This is a genomic window from Streptomyces sp. NPDC087844 (assembly GCF_044742785.1).
Classification (GTDB): domain Bacteria; phylum Actinomycetota; class Actinomycetes; order Streptomycetales; family Streptomycetaceae; genus Streptomyces.
In genome coordinates this window covers 113,252-135,074 of record NZ_JBIUVD010000011.1, presented here as the reverse complement: position 1 = coordinate 135,074, position 21,823 = coordinate 113,252, and the positions used below count along the sequence as shown (strand labels likewise).

At 72.4% G+C, this 21,823-nt stretch carries 15 protein-coding genes and 1 pseudogene; 11 read left to right on the top strand and 5 right to left on the bottom strand.

The window, feature by feature from the left end; genetic code table 11:
• Nucleotide 1 precedes the first annotated feature (1 nt).
• The 3 genes from ACIOKD_RS22480 (at nt 2) to ACIOKD_RS22470 (ending at nt 3,121) form a co-directional block, all read left to right on the top strand.
• Complete coding sequence (locus ACIOKD_RS22480; RefSeq protein ID WP_402086702.1) at nt 2-1,171, top strand: sensor histidine kinase; 1,170 nt, start codon at nt 2-4, stop codon at nt 1,169-1,171.
• A gap of 14 nt (nt 1,172-1,185) precedes the next feature.
• Complete coding sequence (locus tag ACIOKD_RS22475; protein WP_402086700.1) at nt 1,186-1,848, top strand: response regulator; 663 nt, start codon at nt 1,186-1,188, stop codon at nt 1,846-1,848.
• A 115-nt stretch (nt 1,849-1,963) separates the two neighbouring features.
• The gene (locus tag ACIOKD_RS22470) at nt 1,964-3,121 is read left to right on the top strand and encodes an ROK family protein (RefSeq protein ID WP_402086697.1); all 1,158 of its coding nucleotides are present in this window, start codon (nt 1,964-1,966) and stop codon (nt 3,119-3,121) included.
• A gap of 123 nt (nt 3,122-3,244) precedes the next feature.
• On the opposite strand, the gene ACIOKD_RS22465 is transcribed toward ACIOKD_RS22470, so the two are convergent.
• Nucleotides 3,245-4,006: a GntR family transcriptional regulator gene (locus ACIOKD_RS22465; RefSeq protein WP_402087034.1), complete on the bottom strand. Its 762-nt coding sequence runs from the start codon at nt 4,004-4,006 to the stop codon at nt 3,245-3,247.
• A gap of 265 nt (nt 4,007-4,271) precedes the next feature.
• Nucleotides 4,272-5,156, bottom strand: coding sequence for an RNA polymerase sigma-70 factor (locus tag ACIOKD_RS22460; protein WP_402086695.1), 885 nt, complete (start codon nt 5,154-5,156; stop codon nt 4,272-4,274).
• Nucleotides 5,157-5,397: 241 nt separating this feature from the next.
• Between ACIOKD_RS22460 and ACIOKD_RS22455 the strand changes: the two genes are divergently transcribed.
• Nucleotides 5,398-6,258 (top strand): alpha/beta fold hydrolase, encoded by an 861-nt coding sequence (locus tag ACIOKD_RS22455; RefSeq protein ID WP_402086692.1) that lies wholly within the window; start codon nt 5,398-5,400, stop codon nt 6,256-6,258.
• 63 nt (nt 6,259-6,321) lie between these two features.
• Here ACIOKD_RS22455 and ACIOKD_RS22450 read toward each other — a convergent pair.
• Nucleotides 6,322-7,110 (bottom strand): annotated as a pseudogene (locus tag ACIOKD_RS22450) (DMT family transporter); the annotation flags it as partial.
• 47 nt (nt 7,111-7,157) lie between these two features.
• On the opposite strand from ACIOKD_RS22450, the gene ACIOKD_RS22445 reads away from it, so the two are divergent.
• The 5 genes from ACIOKD_RS22445 (at nt 7,158) to ACIOKD_RS22425 (ending at nt 16,572) form a co-directional block, all read left to right on the top strand.
• On the top strand, nt 7,158-8,606 hold the full coding sequence (locus tag ACIOKD_RS22445) for a PLP-dependent aminotransferase family protein (RefSeq protein ID WP_402086690.1): 1,449 nt from the start codon (nt 7,158-7,160) through the stop codon (nt 8,604-8,606).
• A 314-nt stretch (nt 8,607-8,920) separates the two neighbouring features.
• Complete coding sequence (locus ACIOKD_RS22440; RefSeq protein ID WP_402086687.1) at nt 8,921-10,510, top strand: alkaline phosphatase D family protein; 1,590 nt, start codon at nt 8,921-8,923, stop codon at nt 10,508-10,510.
• 213 nt (nt 10,511-10,723) lie between these two features.
• The gene (locus tag ACIOKD_RS22435) at nt 10,724-12,127 is read left to right on the top strand and encodes an SWIM zinc finger family protein (RefSeq protein ID WP_402086685.1); all 1,404 of its coding nucleotides are present in this window, start codon (nt 10,724-10,726) and stop codon (nt 12,125-12,127) included.
• A gap of 92 nt (nt 12,128-12,219) precedes the next feature.
• Complete coding sequence (locus ACIOKD_RS22430) at nt 12,220-14,937, top strand: DUF6493 family protein (protein ID WP_402086683.1); 2,718 nt, start codon at nt 12,220-12,222, stop codon at nt 14,935-14,937.
• Nucleotides 14,938-15,090: 153 nt separating this feature from the next.
• Nucleotides 15,091-16,572, top strand: coding sequence for a GNAT family N-acetyltransferase (locus ACIOKD_RS22425; RefSeq protein WP_402086681.1), 1,482 nt, complete (start codon nt 15,091-15,093; stop codon nt 16,570-16,572).
• 178 nt (nt 16,573-16,750) lie between these two features.
• Here the strand turns inward: ACIOKD_RS22425 and ACIOKD_RS22420 are convergent, their stop codons facing one another.
• Nucleotides 16,751-17,947 carry a trans-sulfuration enzyme family protein gene (locus ACIOKD_RS22420; protein WP_402086679.1) on the bottom strand — a complete coding sequence of 399 codons (1,197 nt, stop codon included), beginning with the start codon at nt 17,945-17,947 and terminating at the stop codon, nt 16,751-16,753.
• Nucleotides 17,948-18,048: 101 nt separating this feature from the next.
• Between ACIOKD_RS22420 and ACIOKD_RS22415 the strand changes: the two genes are divergently transcribed.
• Nucleotides 18,049-18,570, top strand: coding sequence for an Lrp/AsnC family transcriptional regulator (locus ACIOKD_RS22415; protein ID WP_402086677.1), 522 nt, complete (start codon nt 18,049-18,051; stop codon nt 18,568-18,570).
• 62 nt (nt 18,571-18,632) lie between these two features.
• On the top strand, nt 18,633-20,324 hold the full coding sequence (locus ACIOKD_RS22410; protein WP_402086674.1) for a DUF885 domain-containing protein: 1,692 nt from the start codon (nt 18,633-18,635) through the stop codon (nt 20,322-20,324).
• A gap of 184 nt (nt 20,325-20,508) precedes the next feature.
• On the opposite strand, the gene ACIOKD_RS22405 is transcribed toward ACIOKD_RS22410, so the two are convergent.
• On the bottom strand, nt 20,509-21,720 hold the full coding sequence (locus tag ACIOKD_RS22405) for a peptidase C39 family protein (RefSeq protein ID WP_402087031.1): 1,212 nt from the start codon (nt 21,718-21,720) through the stop codon (nt 20,509-20,511).
• Nucleotides 21,721-21,823: the final 103 nt, after the last annotated feature.

The window sequence follows — 21,823 nt, the reverse complement described above, 5'->3', positions numbered from 1 at the left end:
GATGGCCCGCCTGCTGCGCCCGCTGACTCGCGGGACGACGTACACCCGCTTCCTTCACCTGTGGGTTCCCATGCTGGTCAGCAGCGTGTGGATATTTGTCGACCCGTCCACGCCGTGGGCGCCGACGCTGGTGCTGCCCCTGCTGGGTCTGATCCCGGCCGTGCGGCGCGGCGAGGGTGTCCAGGCGCAGTTCATGCTGATGCGGGACGGACAGGACCCGGCGGTCTCGGTCGTCCCGTCGGCCACCTGGCGGGACCGGCTGCGGACCGTGCTGTGGCTGGGGATACGCATGGTGTTCGGCTGGGTGGCGGGGGGAGTCAGCGTCTGGCTCCCGCTGATCACCGTGGACCTGATCCGGATCTCGACCGGTCACGTACCCGACGACAATCCGTTCCTGCCGGTGCCGCACGCGCACTGGGCGTACGCCCTGCTCGCGCCGCTGACGCTGCTCGCCTTCTACGGAGCGTTCATCGGTCTCGGGGAGCTGGTCACGGTCCTCGCGCGCCGTCTCCTGGGGCCGTCGGCGGCCGAGCGGGTCGCCGCCCTGGAGGAACGCACGGAGCAACTCCTGGAGCGCACCCGCATCGCCCGCGAGCTGCACGACTCGATCGGCCACGCGCTGACGGTGGCCGTGGTGCAGGCGGGTGCGGCGCGCGCCGCGGGAGACCCGGAGTTCACCGACCGGGCCCTGCTCGTCATCGAGGACACCGGCCGTGCCGCGCTGGAGGACCTGGAGCGGGTGCTCGGCGTGCTGCGCGAGTCGCGCAGGCCCGCGAGCGGCCGGCCGACCCTGCTGGAGGCCGACCGGCTCCTGGAGTCCGCCCGCACCTCAGGGGCGAAGATCGACGCCGAGCTGACGGGCCCCCTGGAGACCGTGCCCGGCCCGGTCTCCCGCGAGGGCTACCGCATCCTCCAGGAGTGCCTCACCAACGTGCTGCGGCACGCGGGCCCGGTACCCGTCCGCGTCCGTGTCGCCGTCGAGGGACGGACGCTCTCCCTCAAGGTGCGCAATCCGCTGACGGCCGGAATACCGGGTCCCGGCCCGGGCGGCGATACGCGGGGCAGTGGTCTGCGGGGCATCCGGGAGCGGGCCGCGCTGCTCGGCGGGCGGGCGGGAACCGGCCCGGACGACGGTGACTGGCAGGTGCACGTCGAACTGCCGCTGCGCTGATCTACGCTGGCCGGATGCCGGTCACCGTTCTGCTCGTGGACGACGAACCCCTCGTACGAGCCGGTCTGCGTGCCGTCCTGGAGGCGCAGCCCGACATCGCGGTCGTCGGAGAGGCCGCGGACGGCGCCGCGGTGATTCCGCTGGTGCGGCGGTTGCGGCCCGATGTCGTCGCGATGGATGTCCGTATGCCGCTGATGAACGGCATCGAGGCCACCCGCGCGGTGCTGCGGACCGTCGACCGGCCGCCGAAGATCCTCGTCATCACGACGTTCGAGAACGACGAGTACGTGTACGAGGCGCTGCGCGCGGGTGCCGACGGATTTCTGCTGAAGCGGGCCCGGCCCGCCGAGATCGTGCACGCCGTGCGGCTGATCGCCGAGGGCGAGTCACTGCTGTTCCCGGCCTCCGTACGGCAGTTGGCCGCCGAGTACGGGGACAGCGACGGGAATCCCGCGGCCCGCGCCGCTCTGCAGCGGGCGGCGCTGACCGGGCGCGAGGCGGAGGTGTTGCGGCTGATGACACGGGGCCTGTCGAACGCGGAGATCGCCGCACGGCTGGTGGTCGGCACCGAGACGGTGAAGTCCCACGTCACGGCCGTACTGTCGAAACTGGGGGCCCGGGATCGCACCCAGGCGGTGATCGCGGCATACGAGTCCGGGTTCGTGGCACCCGGCTGATTCCGGTTCGTGGCGCCGGTCCGGGGCGAGCAGGTGATCCCCGGCACTCGCCGGGACCCGCCGCGCCGAGTACGATCCGGCCAACCAACACGCGCACGAGCTGGGAGGACGGACGTTGGGGCAGTTGACCGGCGGGGATCCCTCTCTGCTGCGGAGGATCAACTCCGCGGTGGTGCTGCACGCGCTGCGGGCCACGGACTTCGCGACTCTCACCGAGATCACGCGGGTGACCGGCCTGTCCCGGCCCACCGTCGAGGGCGTCGTCGAGGGGCTCATGGACGGCGGGCTCGTCGTCGAGACCGCGGCCGACGAGAGCGCCGCACGACGCCAGGGCCGGCCCGCGCGCCGGTTCCGCTTCCGGGCGGAGGCGGGCCATCTGCTGGGCCTGGAGATCGGCCCGCACCGGGTGGCTGCGCTCCTGTCGGACCTGGACGGCCGGGTGCTCGGTTCGCTCGCCAAGGACGTCTGCGAGACGGCCTCGGCGGACGAACGGCTCGAACGGCTGCGTACGGCCGTCGCTGAGCTGCTGCGCCGTGCCGGGGTCGCGCGCGGCTCCCTGCGGGCCGTCGGAGCGACCTCGCCCGGCATCGTCGAGGCCGACGGCACGGTACGCCTCTGTACGGCGCTGCCGGAGTGGACGGGGCTGGCGCTGGGCGAACGGCTGCGCCGCTCCTTCAAGTGCCCGGTGATCGTGGAGAACGACGCCAACGCGGCGGCGGTCGCCGAACACTGGAAGGGCGCCGCCACCGAGTCCGACGACATGGTGTTCGTACTGGCCGGGCTGAGCCCAGGGGCCGGTTCCCTCATCGGCGGGCGGCTGCACCGCGGCTTCGGAGGGGCGGCCGGCGAGATCGGCGCGCTCCATCTGCTGGGCCGGGAGGTCACTCCGGAGACGTTGCTGTCCACGACCGACGAGCCTCTGCATCCGCTCGACGAACAGGCGGTGGCGGAGGTCTTCAGGCACGCGCGCGCGGGCGACGAGCGGGCCCTGGCGGCCGTCGAGCGCTTCATACAGCGGCTGGTGCACGACGTCGCCGCGCTCGTCCTGGCCCTCGACCCCGAGCTCGTCGTCATCGGCGGCTGGGCGGCGGGTATCGACGGCGTACTGGAGCCGCTGCGCAGGGAGCTGGCCCGCTACTGTCTGCGTCCGCCCCGGGTGACGCTGTCGCTCCTGGGCGAGGCGGCCGTGGCGACGGGCGCGCTGCGACTGGCTCTCGACCATGTGGAGGAGCAGCTCTTCGCGGTGGAGAGCACGGTGACGGCACGCCGCTGAACGCGGCAGCCGAAACAGCGGAACGTCGCGCTCCGGAGGTCGGAGCGCGACGTACGCACGCGGGTGTCGCCGGGTGATGTCGGTGGTTGACTGCGGTGGTTGTCGTCCGTCGGTTGTCGCCGGTCAGGAAGCCCGGCGCTCCGGGTTGTGGTGGATCTCCACACCGCCCGAGTCGCCGAAGGTCAGCCGGCAGGTGTCGGCGCGGTAGGTGGCGACGGAGACGGCCGCCGTGCGCCCCCCGGCGAAGTAGCGGGTCGTGACGACGAGGACGGGCGCACCGGGGAGCCGGTCCAGTTCCTTGGCGTCGTCCGCGCGCGCCGAGCCCAGTTCCACGGCGCGGTCCTCGCCCTCCAGGTCCAGGCGCGCGAGCTCCCGCAGTACGGCACGCGCGCGTGCGGTGCCCGACGGGGCGTCGATGCCGGACAGGTCGGGCACCGACGAGGCGGGGATGTAGAGGAGCTCGGCGGCGACGGGCTGGTCGTGCGTCACCCGGGAGCGGCGCACGATGTGCACCTGGTCGTCGGGGTCGCTCTCCAGGACCTGGGCCACCGCCGAGGGCGGGGCCGCCGTCGCGCAGTCGGCCGGCTGCCAGGCGTCACCGGCCGCGCCCGGCCAGGTGTGCTGCTCGGACGCGACGGCCACGCCCATGCGCGGCGGCGCCACGGTCGTGCCGACACCGCGGCGGCGCTGCAGTCGTCCTTCCAGTTCCAGCTGTTCGAGGGCCTGGCGGAGCGTGGCCCTCGCGACGCCGAACCGAGCCGCCAGGTCGCGCTCGTTGGGGAGGATCTCACCCACCGAGAAATCGGAGTCCAGTGCTTCGCTGAGCACCGTCTTCAGATGCCAGTACTTGGGCTCCGGCACCGTATCCAACTGCGTGGTCCCCACCGTGTCCTCCGCAATCGCCGTGTCCCGGCGGCTTTTAGCGCCCTTGTTTATTAAAGGTTCCTGCACTATCCCAGCGACCATAGGACGGCCCCCACCCTTGGTCAAGACCAATCCTCGATCCGTTACAGCTCGCACAGGCGTGTTGCCGCAGAGCGTTCATACGACGTTCGCGATACGCCCGGTACGGGACACAACGGCAAAACCCCCGTCACGCGGACGGGGGCTTCGGCATACGACCGGGCAGGGACCTGCCGGCCGACGGCCGTCAGTCGACGGCGAGGGACAGCAGCTTCTCCGGGTTGCGGACGATGTAGACGCACTGGATACGGCCGTCGGCGGTGTCGAGCTGGAAGACGCTGTCGGGCTTGTCGCCGGACAGCACCAGGAACGCCGGTCCGCCGTTTACCTCCAGGAAGCGGAACGTCACGTCCGCCACGCCCTTGCGCATGACTCCGCCGAGGAAGCGGCCCACCTTGTCGGCCGACTCGACGACCCGCACCGGCGCCTGGGCCAGCCCACCGCTGTCGCCGATCAGGCGCACGTCCGGGGCAAGCAAGGACATCAGCCCGTCGAGGTCCCCCTCCGTCGCCGCCGCGAGGAACCGCTCGGTGAGGTCGCGCCGCTCGACGGGGTCGACCTCGTAACGCGGCCGCCGCTCCTCGACGTGCCGACGGGCCCTTCCGGCGAGCTGTCGCACCGCGGGCTCACTGCGGTCGAGCGTGACGGCGATCTCGGCGTACGGGTAGCCGAACGCCTCCCGGAGCACGAACACCGCGCGCTCCAGCGGCGAGAGGGACTCCAGGACGACGAGGACGGCGAGTGAGACCGAGTCCGCGAGGACGGCCCGCTCGGCCGTGTCGGCGACGGTGTCCCTGAAGTCGGTGACGTACGGCTCGGGCAACCAGGGCCCCACATAGGCCTCGTTACGGGCCCGGGTCTGCCGCAGCCGGTCGAGGGCCAGCCGGGCGGTGACACGTACGAGATAGGCGCGCGGCTCGCGGACGTCGGAGCGGTCGGCCCCGGACCAGCGCAACCACGCCTCCTGGACGACGTCCTCCGCGTCGGCCACCCGGCCGAGCATGCGGTAGGCGACGCCCATCAGGACGGGACGGTGCTCTTCGAAGACCTCGGTCACGGTGTCGGTAGCCACAGGGTCATCCCAACCCGACGCGTCAGGCCGTGTCCAGACGATATGCGGAGCGGGGGCTACCCGCCGGTAGTAATCGCTGACAAGCTGTCTATGAGTCAGCCGGTTCGCGTCTGTACGTCTGTACGTCTGTCTGTCTGTACGTCCGCCTGTCCGTCCGTCCGTACAGAAGCAGTCATTTCCGAGTCAGTCGGTTCCGAGTCAGTCGGTTCCGAGTCAGTCGGTTCCAGTCGAGGAGCAGTCCATGGCCGCCACGGTCTCCTTCAGCGTCCCCTCTCCGCACGGCCTGCGGTCCGTGACCCTCGCCTACCGGCGCACGGGCACCGGAGAACCGCTTCTGCTGCTGCACGGGATAGGTCATCACCGGCAGGCGTGGGACCCGGTCGTCGACCTCCTGGCGACCGAACGGGACGTGATCGCGGTGGACCTGCCCGGCTTCGGCGAGTCCCCCGCGCTGCCCGAGGGGCTCACCCACGACCTGACGACGCTCACCGCGGCGCTCGCCGCGCTGTGCGAGACGCTGGAGCTCGACCGGCCGCATGTGGCGGGCAACTCCCTCGGCGGGCTGCTGGCCCTGGAACTGGGCCGCGAGAAGCTCGTACGCTCCGTCACGGCCCTGTCGCCCGCCGGGTTCTGGTCGCCCGGCGAGCGGCGGTACGCGTTCGGTGTGCTGCAGGCGATGCGGCGGGCCGCGCTGAGCATGCCGCTCCCGCTGGTCGAGCGGCTGTCCCGGTCGGCGGCCGGGCGCGCGGTGCTGACCAGCAGCATCTACGCACGCCCCGCCCGCCGTTCACCGGAGGCGGTGGTCGCCGAGACCCTCGCGCTGGCCAACGCCCAGGGGTTCACCGAGACCCTCAGGGCGGGCACCTCGGTCCGGTTCACGGACGATGTCCCCGGCCTTCCCGTGACCGTCGCCTGGGGCACCAGGGACCGGATTCTGGTCCGCCGCCAGGGAGTCCGCGCCAAGCGGATCATTCCCAGGGCCCGGCTGGTGCGGCTGCCCGGCTGCGGGCACGTCCCGATGAACGACGATCCCGCGCTGGTCGCGCGCGTCCTCCTGGACGGCAGCCGCCGTACGCCCTCCCCCGCGCCGCGACGCGCCTGATCCAAGGACCACTCCGGCCCCCACCAGGGCGCTGCCCGCGGCCTGCGCCGGCCCGTAGGAGCCCGCGCCGACGAGCGGGGCCGTGCAGGCCGCGGTCACCGGGATGAGCCCGGAGAAGAGGGTCGCGCGCTCCGCGCCGATGCGCTGCAGGGCCATGTACCAGCAGACGAAGCCGACGACCGTGACGATCGCCGCCTGCCACAGCAGTGCGACGGCCTCGGTGGAGTCCGGGGTCCGCAGCCAGGCACGGCCGTCGAGGACGATCCCGGCCGGCGCCGACCCGGCCGCCGCGAGCCCGCACACCGTCGCGGAGAGCAGCCGCGGTCCGAGCGGTCGCAGGACGGGCACGGCGAGCACCGCGAAGCCGATCTCGCCGACGAGCGCGCACAGGGAGAAGGCGATTCCCGCTCCGTCGGTACGCCCCCAGCCCTGGACCGTGAAGGCGCCGCCCGCCACGAGCAACGCCCCGTAAAGGAGCATCCGTTGGGGCCGACGGCCCTCCAGGAGGGGGACGAGAACGGCGACGGCGACCGGGGCGCACCCTACGAAGACACCCGGTATCGCGGGTTCCGCGGTGTGCTCCGCGGCGATGACGGCGAGGTTGAAGCCGACCATGCCGACGGCCGCGAGCAGCGCGAGACGTGCCCATTGGCGGGGTGTCAGCGTGCGCAGGGGTGCCGCGCCGCCCCGGCCGACCAAGGGCAGGAGCAGCAGGCAGGCGAGGCCGTACCGCACGAACTGGCCACCCGCGTACGGGTAGTGGCCGAGGACGCTGTTGGCGGTGAAGGAGCCTCCGACGAGGACGGCGGCGAGGGCGGCGAGCAGGGACCCGCGCGTGCTGGTCACGTTCATGGAAGTGACGCTATGAACGACGGCGGTCCGGTTTAAGGTCCACTTCCATGACGTCATCGCGGACCAATCGGGATACGCCACCGGCGGCGGGCCGGTCCGGCGCCTGGGAGACGCTCCTGCCTGCCGTCTCGGCACCGCCACGCGCGCGTGGCCGCGCGCTGCAGGCCGCGCTGCGGGAGGCGGTGCGCTCGGGCAGCCTCGCGCCGGGCACCCGGCTGCCCTCCAGCCGCGAACTGGCCGCCGATCTCGGGGTGTCCCGGGGGCTGGTCACGGAGGCGTACGAGCAGTTGACCGCGGAGGGGTACCTGCGCAGCGGCCGGGGTGCCGGGACCTGGGTCGGCGGTGCCGCCCGGGCCGCCCTCCCCCACGTACGGGACCTCGCGCCCCGCTTTCCGGGCGCCGTGGCGGACTTCCTGCCCGGCACGCCCGACCTGTCGCTGTTCCCACGTGCGGCCTGGTCCGCCGCACAGCGTGGCGTGCTCGCCGAACTGCCCCACCACGCGCTGGGCTATCCGGACCCGCGCGGGCTGCCGCGGCTGCGTACCGCCCTCGCCGAACTGCTGACCCGGCGCAGGGGGGTGGTCGCGGATCCGGAGCGGGTGGTCGTCGTCTCCGGGGTGGCCCAGGCGACCACACTGCTCGGACTCGTGCTCCACGCGCGCGGGGTGCGTGCCGTGGGCGTGGAGGACCCGGGAAGCCCCGGGCACGAGGCCTTGTACGCGGCTGCCGGCCTCGATGCCGTACCGCTGCCGCTGGACGACGAGGGGCTGGACACCGGGGCGCTGCGCGCGTCGGGGGTACGGGCCGTGGTGACGACGCCCGCGCACCAGTTCCCGACGGGGATCGCGTACTCCGCGCGGCGCCGCGCGGAACTCCTCGACTGGGCGCGCGCGGTGGACGGGCTCGTCATCGAGGACGACTACGACGGGGACTTCCGCTACGACCGGGCCCCGGTGGGCGCGCTTCAGGGGCTCGATCCGGAGCACGTCGCGTACACCGGTTCCGTCAGCAAGTCGCTGGTGCCGGGGTTGCGGCTCGGGTGGCTGCTGGTACCGGCGTCGCTCGCCGAGGAGGTCGTCGAACGCAAGCGCACGCTGGATCTCGGTAACCCTGTCATCGACCAGGCGCTGCTCGCCCGCTTCGTGGAACGCGGCGACTACGACCGGCAACTGCGGCGCTGCGGACGCGAGTACCTCCTGCGTCGTGACGCGCTGGTCGCGGCGCTGGCGGAACACTTTCCCGGTACGGAGGTCTCCGGCATCGCCGCCGGTCTGCACGCCATCGCCGCGCTTCCGGAGCGGTACGGTCCGCCGGGCCGCTTCCTGGCGTCCGCGGGGGCGGCGGGGATCGCTGTCCGCTCGCTGGCGTCATACACGCGTGCGCCGCTTCCGGACGACGTGGTCCGCCTCGTACTGGGCTACGCCCACGTCTCCCCGAGCGGCATCCGGACGGGCGTCCGCGCGATGGCGACGGCGACGGCCCGCCGGGGCGCCTGAATCGGTCCGGATGTCGTCTGCGGGCCCGGTAGGGGTCGCCCGCGCAGTTCCCCGCGCCCCTAAAAGCAACGGGCCCCGCCGCAAGGGGCGCGGGGAACGGCGCAATCCTTCGCCGTCAGGGGCGCGGGGAACGGCGCAGTCTCTCGCCGTCAGGGGCGCGGGGAACGGCGCAATCCTTCGCTTTCAGGGGCGCGGGGAACGGCGCAGTCTTTCAGGGGCGCAGCGCGATGTTCACTTGCGGTTTGCGCGTGCGCTGCGGCACACCAGTAGGTGTAGCCATGCACACCGGCCGAACCCGCCCCAGGAGGCGCCCCATGTCACTCAGCCCGCCGAGCCCGCTCCCCGGCCGCCGCAGCGTCCTGCGCGGCTCGCTCGCCGCGTCGGCGGCACTCGCCCTGCCCTCCGCCCTCGGCGCCGCCGGCGCGGCCCCGGCGTTCGCTCTGTCGGGGCGGCCCCAGGCGCGCTGGGGCGTACAGGCCGGGGACGTGACCACGGACTCCGGTCTGGTGTGGGTCCGCTCCGACCGCCCCGCCCGCATGATCGTGGAGACCTCCGCGACCGAGTCCTTCCACAGGTCGCGAAAATGGCACGGCCCCCTCCTGGGCGCCGACACGGACTTCACGGGAACGGTCCCGCTGCGCGGCCTGCCGTCCGGGGAGCAGATCCACTACCGGGTGACACTGGCCGACCCGGACGACTACCGCCGCACCGGCGAACCCGTACCGGGCACCTTCAGGACCGCGCCCTCCGAACGCCGCCAGGACGTCCGCTTCCTGTGGTCCGGCGACATCGTGGGCCAGGGCTGGGGCATCAACCCCGACATCGGCGGCCTCTACGCGTACGAGGAGATGCGCCGCCGTAACCCCGACTTCTTCCTGTGCAGCGGCGACACGATCTACGCGGACGGCCCGCTGTCGGCGTCCGTGACGCTCCCGGACGGCCGGGTCTGGCGGAACGTCACCACCGAGGAGAAGTCCAAGGTCGCGGAGACCCTGGCCGAGTACCGCGGCAACTTCCGCTACTCGCTGCTCGACGAGAACGTACGCCGCTTCAACGCGCAGGTCCCCACGATCACCCAGTGGGACGACCACGAGGTCACCAACAACTGGTACCCGGGTGAGATCCTCACCGACGCCCGCTACACGGTGAAGGACGTCGACACGCTCGCCACCCGCGCGCGCAAGGCCTTCAGCGAGTACTTCCCGATCTCCACCCTGCCCGCCACGGGTGAGGACGGCCGGGTGCACCGGGTCGTACGCCACGGTCCGCTGCTGGACGTCTTCGTGCTCGACATGCGTACGTTCCGCAACGCCAACTCCCCGGACCGGCAGCCCGACGACACCGTCGGCATCCTGGGCGCGGAGCAGCTGGTCTGGCTGAAGCGGGAACTGGCGCGTTCGCGTGCGGTGTGGAAGGTGATCGCCTCCGACATGCCGCTCGGCCTGGTCGTACCGGACGGCGCGACGGACATCGAGGCCGTCGCCCAGGGCGACCCCGGCGCGCCGCTGGGCCGCGAGCTGCAGATCGCCGAGCTGCTGCGGTTCGTGAAGCACCGCCGGATCACCGGCACGGTGTGGCTGACGGCGGACGTGCACTACACCTCGGCGCAGCACTACGACCCGTCCCGGGCGGCCTTCAAGGACTTCGCGCCGTTCTGGGAGTTCGTCTCCGGTCCGCTCGCCGCGGGCGGTTTCCAGGCGAACGCGCTGGACGGCACGTTCGGTCCGGACCGGGTCTTCGTCCAGGCGCCCGACAGGGCGAACGTCTCGCCCATGGAGTCGCCCCAGTACTTCGGCGAGGTCGACATCGACGGGCGGAGCGGCGAGCTGACGGTCCGTCTGCGGGCGACCGGCGGGACCGTGCTGTTCACGAAGGTGCTGCAACCGGGGCGTGTGGGTCAGTAGTTCACCGAAGGCAAGCGAACGTCTGCGACTCCCGTAATCTCTTGCCTCGTGCCGCGTACCGGCGTCATCCCCCGGTACGCGGCACGTCGCGGGCTGCCCGGGTCTTCTGAAATCTGCACATCTGCACGTCTGCACGTCTGCACATAACATCTGCACATCTGCGCGTCTTCGCAGGTCAGAGCGATTGTCAGTGGTCGCCTCTACGGTTTTTCCATGACGCGATCCTTGCAGGCCGTGGCCTACACCCGATCCTCCTCGCTGGAATCCGCACCGGGCGTCCGGCGCCTGGGACTTGAGACCTCGCGGGGTACGACGCCCCGGGGTGTCGAGGACCATACCCGTTTCTTCGCAGGCTTTCTGACGTCGCCTCAGGTGGCGTCGGCGGGGTTGCTCGCGGTGGCCGACGTGGCGGGGGCGCGTTACTACCAGCAGCAGCTGCGGTCGTCCCTCGACCCGGTGGTCACGGGCAACGGCGACCGGCTGCGGTTCGAGTCCTTCTCCGGCTGCGGCGGGGTGTACGCACGTCTGGACGTACTGGCGGCGGGTCTCGACGGCGGTGAGGTGGGACACGGCACGACGAACGTCGACGTCAACAACCCCCTCCGCGACGCGCTGTCGAGGATCGGGTCCGACGACCCGCTGCACATGCGCGTCGGTCCGGACGAGATGGCCGTGACCACCCTGGACGGGCCGGTCGTGGAGAAGAAGGTGCCCCTGCCGGACCGTTGGCTGCGGGGCTTCGCCGAGGCGCAGGTGACGGCGGCAGGCTTCGACCTGCGCGCCGAACTGCCCGCGGCCGAGGCCGTGCGGTTCCTGCGCTCGCTGCCCCGCACCGGCGCGCGCGGCTCCTCCCGGGGTGTGCGGTGGGTGGTGCCCGCGGGGCGCGTTCTGCGGCCGACGACCCGGCCGGTGCCGGGCGCGGTCTGCCTCCCCGGACCGGAGCGGCTGATCGCTCTCCAGAGGGTCCTCCGGCACGCGTCGGCCCTGCGGGTGTACGGTCCCGCGCTCACCGGGACCGCCGCGGCGGCCAGTGCATGGGAGGTCGTCCTGCCCGGGATGCGGCTCACGCTGACACTGTCGCCCGAAGCCTCCCGAGGTTTCTCCGGTGAGGGCGGAGTGCTCGACGCACTGGCGACCGACGAGGCCGCCGAGGACGCGGAGCTGATCTCGGTGCTGCTGGCGTGGGAGCCCAGGATCGATGTCGGTGACCTGTCCGCCGCCTCGGGGCTGCCCGCCGAGCGCGTACGGGCGGCCCTCGTCCGGTTGGGCACCTCGGGGCGCGTGGGCTACGACACCGCGGAAGCCGCCTACTTCCACCGTGAACTTCCCTACGACGCCGAGCGCGTGGGGCGGCACAACCCCCGCCTGCGGGCCGCCCGGGACCTCGTGAGCGAGGGCGCCGTGGTCCTGGACGGCGCCCTCGGCACGGTGACCGCGCAGGACGGGCACGCACACCGGGTGCGCGACGACGCGGGAGTGCTGAGCTGCAGCTGCCTGTGGTGGGCCAAGTACCGCGGCGGACGCGGGCCGTGCAAACACGCGCTGGCGGTACGGATGGTCCGCCGCGGCGCGGTGTCCGGGCAGGCGGAGGTCCTGGTCGACGGGGGTGCGCGATGAGCGGTGCGCTGTCGGTGCCGCGTGACGCGGTGCCGGTGAACGAGCCGGTGAGCGGGGCGGTTTCCAGGCGCGGGGCGGTATCGAGGAACAGGGTGGTCGCGGTGAACGGGGTGGTGTCGGTGAACGGGGTGGTGTCGGTGAGTGACGCGTTGTTGAGGGCCGTGCGGGCGGGGCGGACGGCTGAGGCCGCGGGCCTGCTCGACGGGATGACGGATCCGGAGCGACGGCTCTGCCTGCCGGCCCTCAAGGAACTGCGCAAGGAGCTGCGGGTCGCGCCCTGGGACGCCACGTTCCGCAAGGCTTACCCCACGCTGCACGCGGCCGGGGCGGCCTGCCACACCGGAGCGGCCGGTACGGCGGCCTGGATCGGCGCGGCCGACATGCGCTGGTCCCAGGCGTCTCCCGCGGTCCTGCTCCATGTGCTGGGCGACCGGGAGCGGGAGTGGCTGGGCAACCTCGCGCAGCGACTCGCGGACCGCCCGTCGACCTCCCAGGTGCCCTACGAGCTGATGGCGGGGCTGGTACGGCTGTCCGGTTGCCCGGTGCCGACGACGGAGACGTACGTGGTCGGCTGGGTCGAGCAGATCGGCAGCCTCTGGCAGCGCGGTGACACCGTCCTGGACCGGCTGCGCCAGGACCCGTACACGGCGGAACTCGTGCCCGCCCTCTTCGGGATCCCGGACATCGGCGGTCACCTGGACTGGCTGTTCGGTGACGGCCCCGAGAGCTGGATCAACGCCCTCGCGCGGCTCACCGAGGAAGGCATCCTCGACCGCAGGGCCATGATCGACGCCTGCGTCGCCCGGCTGCTGCGCGGTGTCGCGGCGTCCGACTGCCGAGTCTTCCTCAAGCTGTTGACCGCGCTTGAGCCGACCGGGGACGAGGAGCGGCAGCGCGTGGCGGACTGGCTGGCGCTCACCTCCCACCCTGCCTCCACCGTGGCGTCGCACGCCCGGTCGGTGCTGGGTTCGCTGACGCTGGCCGGCGAGATCACGCCCCGGCAGCTCGCCGAGATGTCCGCCGTCGTGCTGTTCCGCACGGAGAAGAAGCTGGTGCGCGCCCAGCTCGTGCTCCTCGGGAAGGTGCTCCGGCGCGATCCGTCGAGCGCGGCGGAGTTGCTGCCCGCGGTGGCGCACGCCTTCGGGCACGAGGACACGGACGTACAGGAGCGGGCGCTGAAGCTGGTGGAGCGGTACATCGGCGAGGCCGGCGCGGCGAACCCGCGGGCGCGGGACGAAGTGGCCGAGGGCGCAGCCCGGTTGAGCGCCGGTCTGCGGGCACGCGCGACCGCGGCCCTGGGACTGTACGCGGACGAGCTCGCGCCGCAGCCGCACCTGGAGCTGCTGCCGCCCGCGCCGGAGCCGTCACGGCTCGCACCCGCGCCGGACTCGGTGATCGAGCTGGCCGAGGAGGTCGGAGCCCTGATGGTGTCGGCCGACACCGACATGGGGGTGTTCGAGCGCGCCCTGGACGGCCTGGTACGGCACGCATACCTGCGTCGGGAGGAGCTGGCCGAGGCCTTGAAGCCGGCGGTCGCCCGCAGCTGGTGGATGGGCACCGATGGTCACCACCACTCGTCGGACGAATACTTCCGGCGCGATCCGTACGGCCTTGAGGTGGTGCTCGCGGCCCTGCTGGGCCGGGTGCGCACATCCACGCTGCACAAGGCCCATCAGCACGGTCCGATGTCGGACCCCTGTGTGCACAGCGCGCTGTCCGCCGTCTTCAACGCGCGTCTGTGGGAGGCGGCCTACCGGGTGCGAACCGACCCGATGCCGTTCCTCCTCGCCACGCCCACCTGGTCGTCGGGGTTCCTGGAGCCGGACGAGTTGGTGGCCCGCCTCGACGAGTACCACCGGCTCGGCGCCCGGCCCGGCGGGGCCGACTTCACCCAGGCACTGCTCCGGGTGCGCCGCGACGACCGGGCGGTGAGTGTGGCCGCCGCCGGACGGGCCGCCGCGCTCGGCACGGTGGAGGGTGAGCGGCTGGCCCGCTGGCTCCTGAGCGAGGGCCCGGCGACACCCACGAGCACCCGCCACGTCTCGGCGGAGCGCGTCCTGCTCGAACTCGACGGGCTCGACGGGCTCGACGGGCTCGACGGGCTGCCGAAAGATCTCCCCTTGGCGTTCCGTCGGCTCGGCCTGCCCGTGGGCGTCTTCGAGGCACGCGCATACTGCCCCCACTACTGGAACCGGGTCGAGCGGCAGCACTGGCTGGCCGTGGTGCCCGGGCGGCGCGAGATGGTGGCCGCGCGCCTGGTGCGCGAGGTCTCCACGGTCGCGGTGGAGGACACCCGGGGTGCGGCCGCGGTTCTGCCGCTGCTCGCCGAGGCCGAGGGCGAAGCGGGTGCGGCCGTGCACCTGTGCGTGGCGTACGGGCTGGGTGCTCGTCACCCGGAGGACCGGTTCAGCGCGGTGGACGCCCTGCTGGTGCTCGCCGCGCGAGGGCAGTTGGACGCCGCGAGGCTCGGCGGGGATCTGGGCCAGCTGGTGCGGAAGGGGGCGGTGAAGCCGCTGCGGCTCGCCGAGTCCGTACGGATCACGGCGACCACCGGGGCGTACGCCACCGTCTGGTCGATACTCGGGGCCGCGCTGCCCGCCCTGCTCGCGGGTCTGGCCGCGGACGGCGCCGCTCCGGCCGCCCGCGGGATGGGCGAACTGCTGGCCGTCGCCGCGGAGTGCGCCGAGCGGACCGGCGCGCACGGCGACGTGGAGCACCTCGCACGGGTGGCGGAGCGGAGCGGTTCGTCGCGGTTCGTGGCCCAGGCCCGCCGGTTGCGTGCCACGTTGGAAGAGGGGGTGGCCGCCTGACCCGGACACCCGTGGCCGACCAGGTCGTTCAGGCAGGCGGGCGAGTTGCGTAAGGGAATCATAAAAAATGCAACAAAAAAGACAGATGCATACTTAACCGATCAGTCACAAAGCGTTCGCGATCACGCAACACCCGTACTTCACAGTGGCTGCATGACTCCAGACATTTCTGATGTGACGCGTGCGAAAAACGGTCGGCCGGTCCACCACTGGCGCAGGGACCTCGTCGAACTGGCCGCTCTGTTCACGGCGGTGGCCGTCGCCGACGCCGTGGCGAACCTGATCGGGCACGGCCCCGACGGGCCCGCCCTCCTCGCGATCTCGGCGGTCGCGCTGGTCGCCACGGCGGGCTTCCACACATGGTGGTCACGACGCCACGGTCACGCCCCGCCGACAGGCGATACCGGCGCCCGGCCGACCGCGTCCCCGCGGCCGGCCGGGACAGCCGAGGGCGACCTGAGCTCACCGGGGACCGATGCCGGTGACGGCTCCGGATCGGGCCCCGGATCGGGCTCGGGCTCGGGCTCGGGCGAGACCGTGCTGTGGCGGATGCGGACCACCGTGCGGGACGAGCCGGGTTCGCTGGCCGTGCTGTGCGTGGCACTGGCGGAGCTTCGGGTCGACATCCTCAGCCTGCAGACGCATCCGCTGACCGAGGGCACGGTGGACGAGTTCCTGCTGCGCGCCCCCGCACCGGTGGCGGCGTCCGAGGTCACGCGGGCGGTGTCGCTGTCGGGTGGCTTCGGCACCTGGATCGAGCGGGCGGACGCGCACGACCTGGTGGACGCGCCCACTCGCGTACTGGGCCTCGCGACCCGAACGGCGCTGGACGCCGCGGAACTGCCTCTCGCACTGCGGCAGTTGCTGGGGCGGTGCACGATCCGCTCGCTGCCCGCCACGTCGGTGCGCGGGGACCGTCCGGAGGCGGGCGCGCCCGTCGAGGGGGCGCTTGAGGACACGGTGATGCGGTTGCGCGCACCGGAAGGCGGAGTGATCACCGTGGAGCGGCCGTATCTGCCGTTCACGCCGACGGAGTTCGCCCGGGCCCGTGCGCTGGTGGAGCTGGACGCGCGGCTCGGCCCGCGGGTCCCGCGCAGCCGGGACGTACTGACATTGCCGCAGGGCAAGGACATCATCGTGCGCCGTGCCGACGCCGGTGACGCCGAGGCCGCGAAGGCCATGCACGAGCGGTGCTCGCAGCGGACGTTGAGCATGCGTTACCACGGGCCCGTCGGTGACGCGGACAAGTACCTCAAGCACCTCCTCAGCCCGCACTTCGGACGCACGCTCGCCGTGCAGACCGCGTCGGGGCGCGTCGTCGGGCTCGGGCATCTCCTGTGGGACGGCGACGAGACGGAGATCGCCCTGCTGGTGGAGGACGACTGGCAGCGGCGCGGGATCGGCGGCGAACTGCTCGGCCGCCTGGTGGCGATGGCCGTCGAGGCCGGCTGCGACAGCGTGTACGCCGTCACGCAGGCGGCCAACACCGGCATGGTCGCCGCGATGCGCGGCCTCGACCTCCCTCTCGACTACCAGATCGAGGAGGGCACCCTCGTCATCACGGCCCGGCTGGAGACGGCGTCGCCGCACGCGGAGGGTGCCGGGCACGAGCGCGAGCACTCCGTGCACGACTGACGGGACGGCCCGTGAGTCCGTAACGGCTGAGTCCGTAACGGCTGAGTTCGTAACGGCTGAGTTCGTAACGGCTGAGTTCGTAACGGCTGAGTTCGTAACGGCTGAGTTCGTAACGGCTGAGTTCGTAACGGCGGCAGGCCCGGCGACCATGCCGGCCTGCCGCCGTTACGGACTGCCGTCAAACGCTCTCAGCACGCGGTGCGCCGCGACGCCCCGCCGTCCCCAGCGCCCCGTCCAGGTCCCGCCAGAGGTCCTCCACGTCCTCCAGTCCCACCGACAGCCGCAGCAGCCGGTCGCTCACGCCACTCCCCCGCCGGTCTTCGGCGTCCACGACGCGATGACTGATCGAGGCGGGATGCTGGATCAGGGTGTCCACGCTGCCGAGGCTCACCGCCGGGGTGACCAGCCGGACCGCGGCGATCACCTCGTGCGGGTCGCCGCGGACCTCGAACGCGATCATGGCGCCGCCGAGCCTCGGATAGTGGACCCGCGCGACCCGTGGGTCGGCGGCGAGACGCCGGGCCAGTTCCGCGGCGTTCGCGGAGGCGGCGCGCACCCGCACGGGCAGCGTCGACAGTCCGCGCAGCAGCAGATAACCGGCGAGCGGATGCAGCACGCCTCCCGTGGCGAACCGGATCTGCCGCAGCCGTCCGGCGAACTCCTCGTCGCAGGCCACCACGCCTGCCATCACGTCTCCGTGCCCGCCCAGGTACTTGGTGGCGCTGTGGAGCACGAGCCGCGCCCCCTGTTCGACGGGCCGCTGCAGCACCGGGGTGGCGAAGGTGTTGTCGGCGAGCAGCGGAACGCTTCCGCAGGCGTGGGCGATCGCCCGCAGATCGAGTTCGGCGAGTGTCGGATTGGCCGGTGACTCGACCAGGACCAGACCGGTGTCCGGCCGCAGGGCGTCCCGGATCCCGGCGGGGTCGACCCACGTCACCTCGGAGCCGAGCAGCCCGGCGGTCAACAGGTGGTCGCTGCAGCCGTACAGGGGCCGCACGGCCACGACATGGCGCAGTCCCATGGAGTTGCGTACGAGGAGTACCGCGCTCAGCGCGGCCATGCCGCTCGCGAAGGCCACGGCGCTCCGCGTGCCCTCCAGCCGGGCGAGCGCCGTCTCGAAGCGGGCGACGGTCGGGTTGCCGAGCCGGCCGTAGACCGGCGGGCCGTCCGGCTGGGCCCCGTCGGTGGCGAAGGCGTCGATGCGTGCCGCCTCGCCCCGGCTGTCGTACGACGGATAGGTCGTGGACAGATCGATCGGCACGGCGTGCAGGCCCTGCCGGGCGAGATCGTCACGCCCCGCGTGCACGGCTTCGGTGTCCAGGGCCCGTACACCGATCCGCGACACCTCGCTCGCCCTGTCCGTTGTGTCCGCCATGCCGTCGCACCCGTCGCGTATGTCAGTGCTGCCGAGATCCATGCAGGCAGCCTGAACAACAACCGGGATGACGGCGTAAAACACCGTGCTACGTTCGCCGCATGGCCGAATCCGTCGTACTGGACCCGGTGGACCTGCATCTTCTGCGCCTTCTGCAGAACGACGCCCGGACCACGTACCGGGATCTCGCCGCGCTGATCGGGGTGGCGCCCTCGACCTGCCTGGACCGGGTCACGCGGCTGCGCCGCTCGGGTGTCATCCTCGGCCATCAGCTGCGGCTCGATCCGGCGAAGCTGGGACGGGGCCTGGAGGCGCTGCTGTCCGTGCAGGTCAGGCCGCATCGGCGGGAGTTGGTCGGCCCGTTCGTGGAACGGATCAGGTCGCTGCCGGAGTCGCGTACGGTCTTTCATCTCACCGGGCCCGACGACTATCTGGTACACGTCGCGGTCGCCGACATGGCGGATCTGCAGCGGCTGGTTCTCGACGGCTTCACCGCGCACCGCGAGGTGGCACGCGTCGAAACCCGGCTGATCTTCCAGCAGTGGGACTGCGGCCCCCTGCTGCCGCCCGACCCGCAGGGCACCACGCCGCAGGGCGCCACGCCCTCGGCGAAATCGGACTGACACGGCAAAAGGCCTGGAAAACCGGGCTGACGCGGCGGCCGTCCCCGTATGAGGATGGCCGTATGTCACAGACGAAGAACCCGCTGCCCCGAGAGGTCGCCGACACCTACGTCGACGAACTCATCGCCCTCGACCCCGTCACCGGTACGTACCTCGGCGTGAAGGAGAGTTCCGGCAGGCTGCCCGACACCTCGCCCGGCGGACAGGAGGCGCTCGCGCGACTGGCGAGGACGACGCTGGCCCGGCTCGACGAGGCGGAGCGGCAGCCGGGCGCGGACAGTGACATCGAGCGCCGGTGCGCACGCCTGCTGCGCGAGCGCCTCACCGCCGAACTCGGCGTGCACGACGCCGAGGAGAGCCTGCGGGCCGTCGGCAACATGCACACGGCCGTGCACGCGGTGCGCGAGGTGTTCACCGTGACGCCGACGGACACGGACGAGGACTGGGCCGCGATCGCCGAGCGGCTGCGCGCGGTGCCGACGGCCCTCGACGGCTACCGCGAGTGCCTCTCCCTCGGCCTGGAGCGCAAGCTGTACGCGGGTCCGCGCCCGACCGCGACCTTCGTCGAGCAGCTCACCGAGTGGTCGGACACGGACGGTTCGGGCCGCGGCTGGTTCGAGGACTTCGCGTCGGCCGGACCGGCCCCCCTGCGCGCGGAACTCGACGAGGCCGCCCGGACGGCGACCGCCGCCGTGGTCGCGCTGCGCGACTGGATGCGTGACGTGTACGCGCCCGCGATCGAGGGTGCGCCGAACACGGTGGGCCGCGACCGGTACGCACGCTGGTCGCGCTACTTCAACGGTACGGATCTCGACCTGGACGAGGCGTACGCGTACGGCTGGGCCGAGTACCACCGGCTGCTCGCCGAGATGGAGAAGGAGGCCGAGAAGGTACTGCCCGGCGCCGCGACGCCGTGGGTGGCGCTCGCCCACCTCGACGAGCACGGCCGGCACATCGAAGGGGTCGACGAGGTCCGCGAGTGGCTCCAGAACCTGATGGACCGGGCGATCGAGGAGTTGGACGGCACCCACTTCGAACTCGCCGAGCGGGTACGGAAAGTGGAGTCCCGCATCGCCCCGCCGGGCAGCGCCGCCGCCCCGTACTACACGGCACCCACGGAGGACTTCTCCCGCCCCGGCCGTACGTGGCTGCCGACGATGGGGCAGACCCGTTTCCCGGTGTACGACCTGGTGTCGACCTGGTACCACGAGGGTGTCCCCGGCCATCACCTCCAGCTCGCCCAGTGGGCCCATGTCGCCGAGGACCTCTCGCGCTACCAGGCGACCATCGGCGGCGTCAGCGCCAACTGCGAGGGCTGGGCCCTGTACGCGGAACGGCTCATGGACGAACTCGGCTACCTCAAGGACGCCGAGGAGCGGCTCGGTTATCTGGACGCGCAGATGATGCGCGCGGCCCGTGTCATCGTCGACATCGGCATGCACCTGGAGCTGGAGATTCCGGCGAAGTCGCCGTTCCACCCGGGTGAGCGGTGGACTCCGGAGCTGGCCCAGGAGTTCTTCGGCGCGCACAGCAGCCGCCCCGCGGACTTCGTGGAGAGCGAGCTGACCCGCTACCTCTCCATCCCCGGCCAGGCCATCGGCTACAAGCTCGGCGAGCGCGCCTGGCTGCTGGGCCGGGCGAACGCGCGCGAACGTCATGGGGACGCCTTCGACGCGAAGGCGTGGCACATGGCGGCCCTGTCCCAGGGGTCATTGGGCCTCGACGACCTGGTGGACGAGCTGTCCCGGCTCTGACAGGGGCTGGCACGACGACCGGGTAGGGCGGAACCCGGCAGACCCCGCCCTACCCGGCCCCGCCCTACCCGGCCTGGCGCGCCCCGGCGTGGCATGGCCCGGCATGGTATGGCCCGGCATGGTATGGCCCGGCATGGCGTGGCCCGGCATGGCGTGGCCCGGCCGCCGATGAGCGCCGTGCGCTTCAGGATCGGCGGCCGATCACCACGGCCCCGCGAAAGCCGTCCACCGCCGGATCCGCCGAAGCCGCGAGATCCGCCGGGGCCGCCGGGGCCGCCGACATGCTCGACATTGTGTCGAGCGACTGGTCGGGGACCGGCAGCAGGTGGGCGTCCACCCAGGTGTCCCCCGTGGCCGCGTTGGCCCACGGATCCTCGATCACGACGGCGCCCGGTACGACGCCGTGGCAGAGCACCCAGTGCGGTACGTCGAATCCCTGCATCGCGGCGAGCGAGACGAGGAGCAGCACGTGCTCCCGTCGGCCGATCGCGTTCCGGATCGCGGTCAGGGAGAGGCGGTCCGGGTCGACCGGCACGCCCGTCCGCCCCGCCTCCGTACGTGAGGTGCGCTGAAGCAGGGCACGCCACTCCCGCTCGTTCTCCGGATAGTGGTCGAGCAGGACGGGCCGGTCCGTGTCGAGGTGGACCGTGACGGCGGACGAAGGCCACGCCCGGCGTACGGCGACGCCCAGTCCGACGGGTTCGCACGCGGGGAAGTTGGTCGCGTCGCGCCACAGCGTCAGCTCCGCCTCGCGGTCGAGCGCCTCCCGCGACAACGTCCCCGCGTGCGCCTGCGCGACCAGGGCGGTGACGGCACCACAGGTGAAGTGCGTGCTCTGGCCGTAGTACGGGGGGTCGGGGTACGGGGGGTCGGGGTACGGGGAGTCGGGGTACGGGGAGTCGGGGTACGGAGGATCGGGGTACGGGGAGTCGGGGTACGGGGAGTCCAGGTACGGGCCGTCGGTCACCGGGTCGGCGTGCAGCCAGCGGACGTAACCGGCCGCAGGGCCCGCCGAGCCCTCCGACTCCGCGAGCGGGGACCGCAGCGGCGTGAAGCCGGCGACGGCGGCGACCTCCGGTGCCGCCGTCCATCCTTCCCACTTGACCTGCGCGAGCCCCCGCCCGCGTGCGTGGGCGACGACGGCCCGGACGGCTGCCGGTACGTCACCGACGGCGTCGACGATCTTCCAGTAGGCCGTGCCCGGGCGGGCCGTCACGAGGGCGGCGGCGGTCCAGGCCGCCCCGTCGGCATCCGGCACCGCCACGATGTGGAGGGCGTGGGCGGAACGGTCGACCGTGTGCCAGCGCTCCGGTACGTCCAGTCGTCCGAGCAGCGGGCTCCGTGTGCCGCGCTCGAAAGGAACGACGACGCTCTTCGACATCTCCCGCTGTTCCATCTGCTCCATCTGCTCCTGCTGCTCCTGCTGCTCCTGCTGCTCCTGCTGCTCCTGCTGCTGCTGCTGAGGCTCTTGCCGCTGCTCCTGGCGCTCCTGCTCGGGC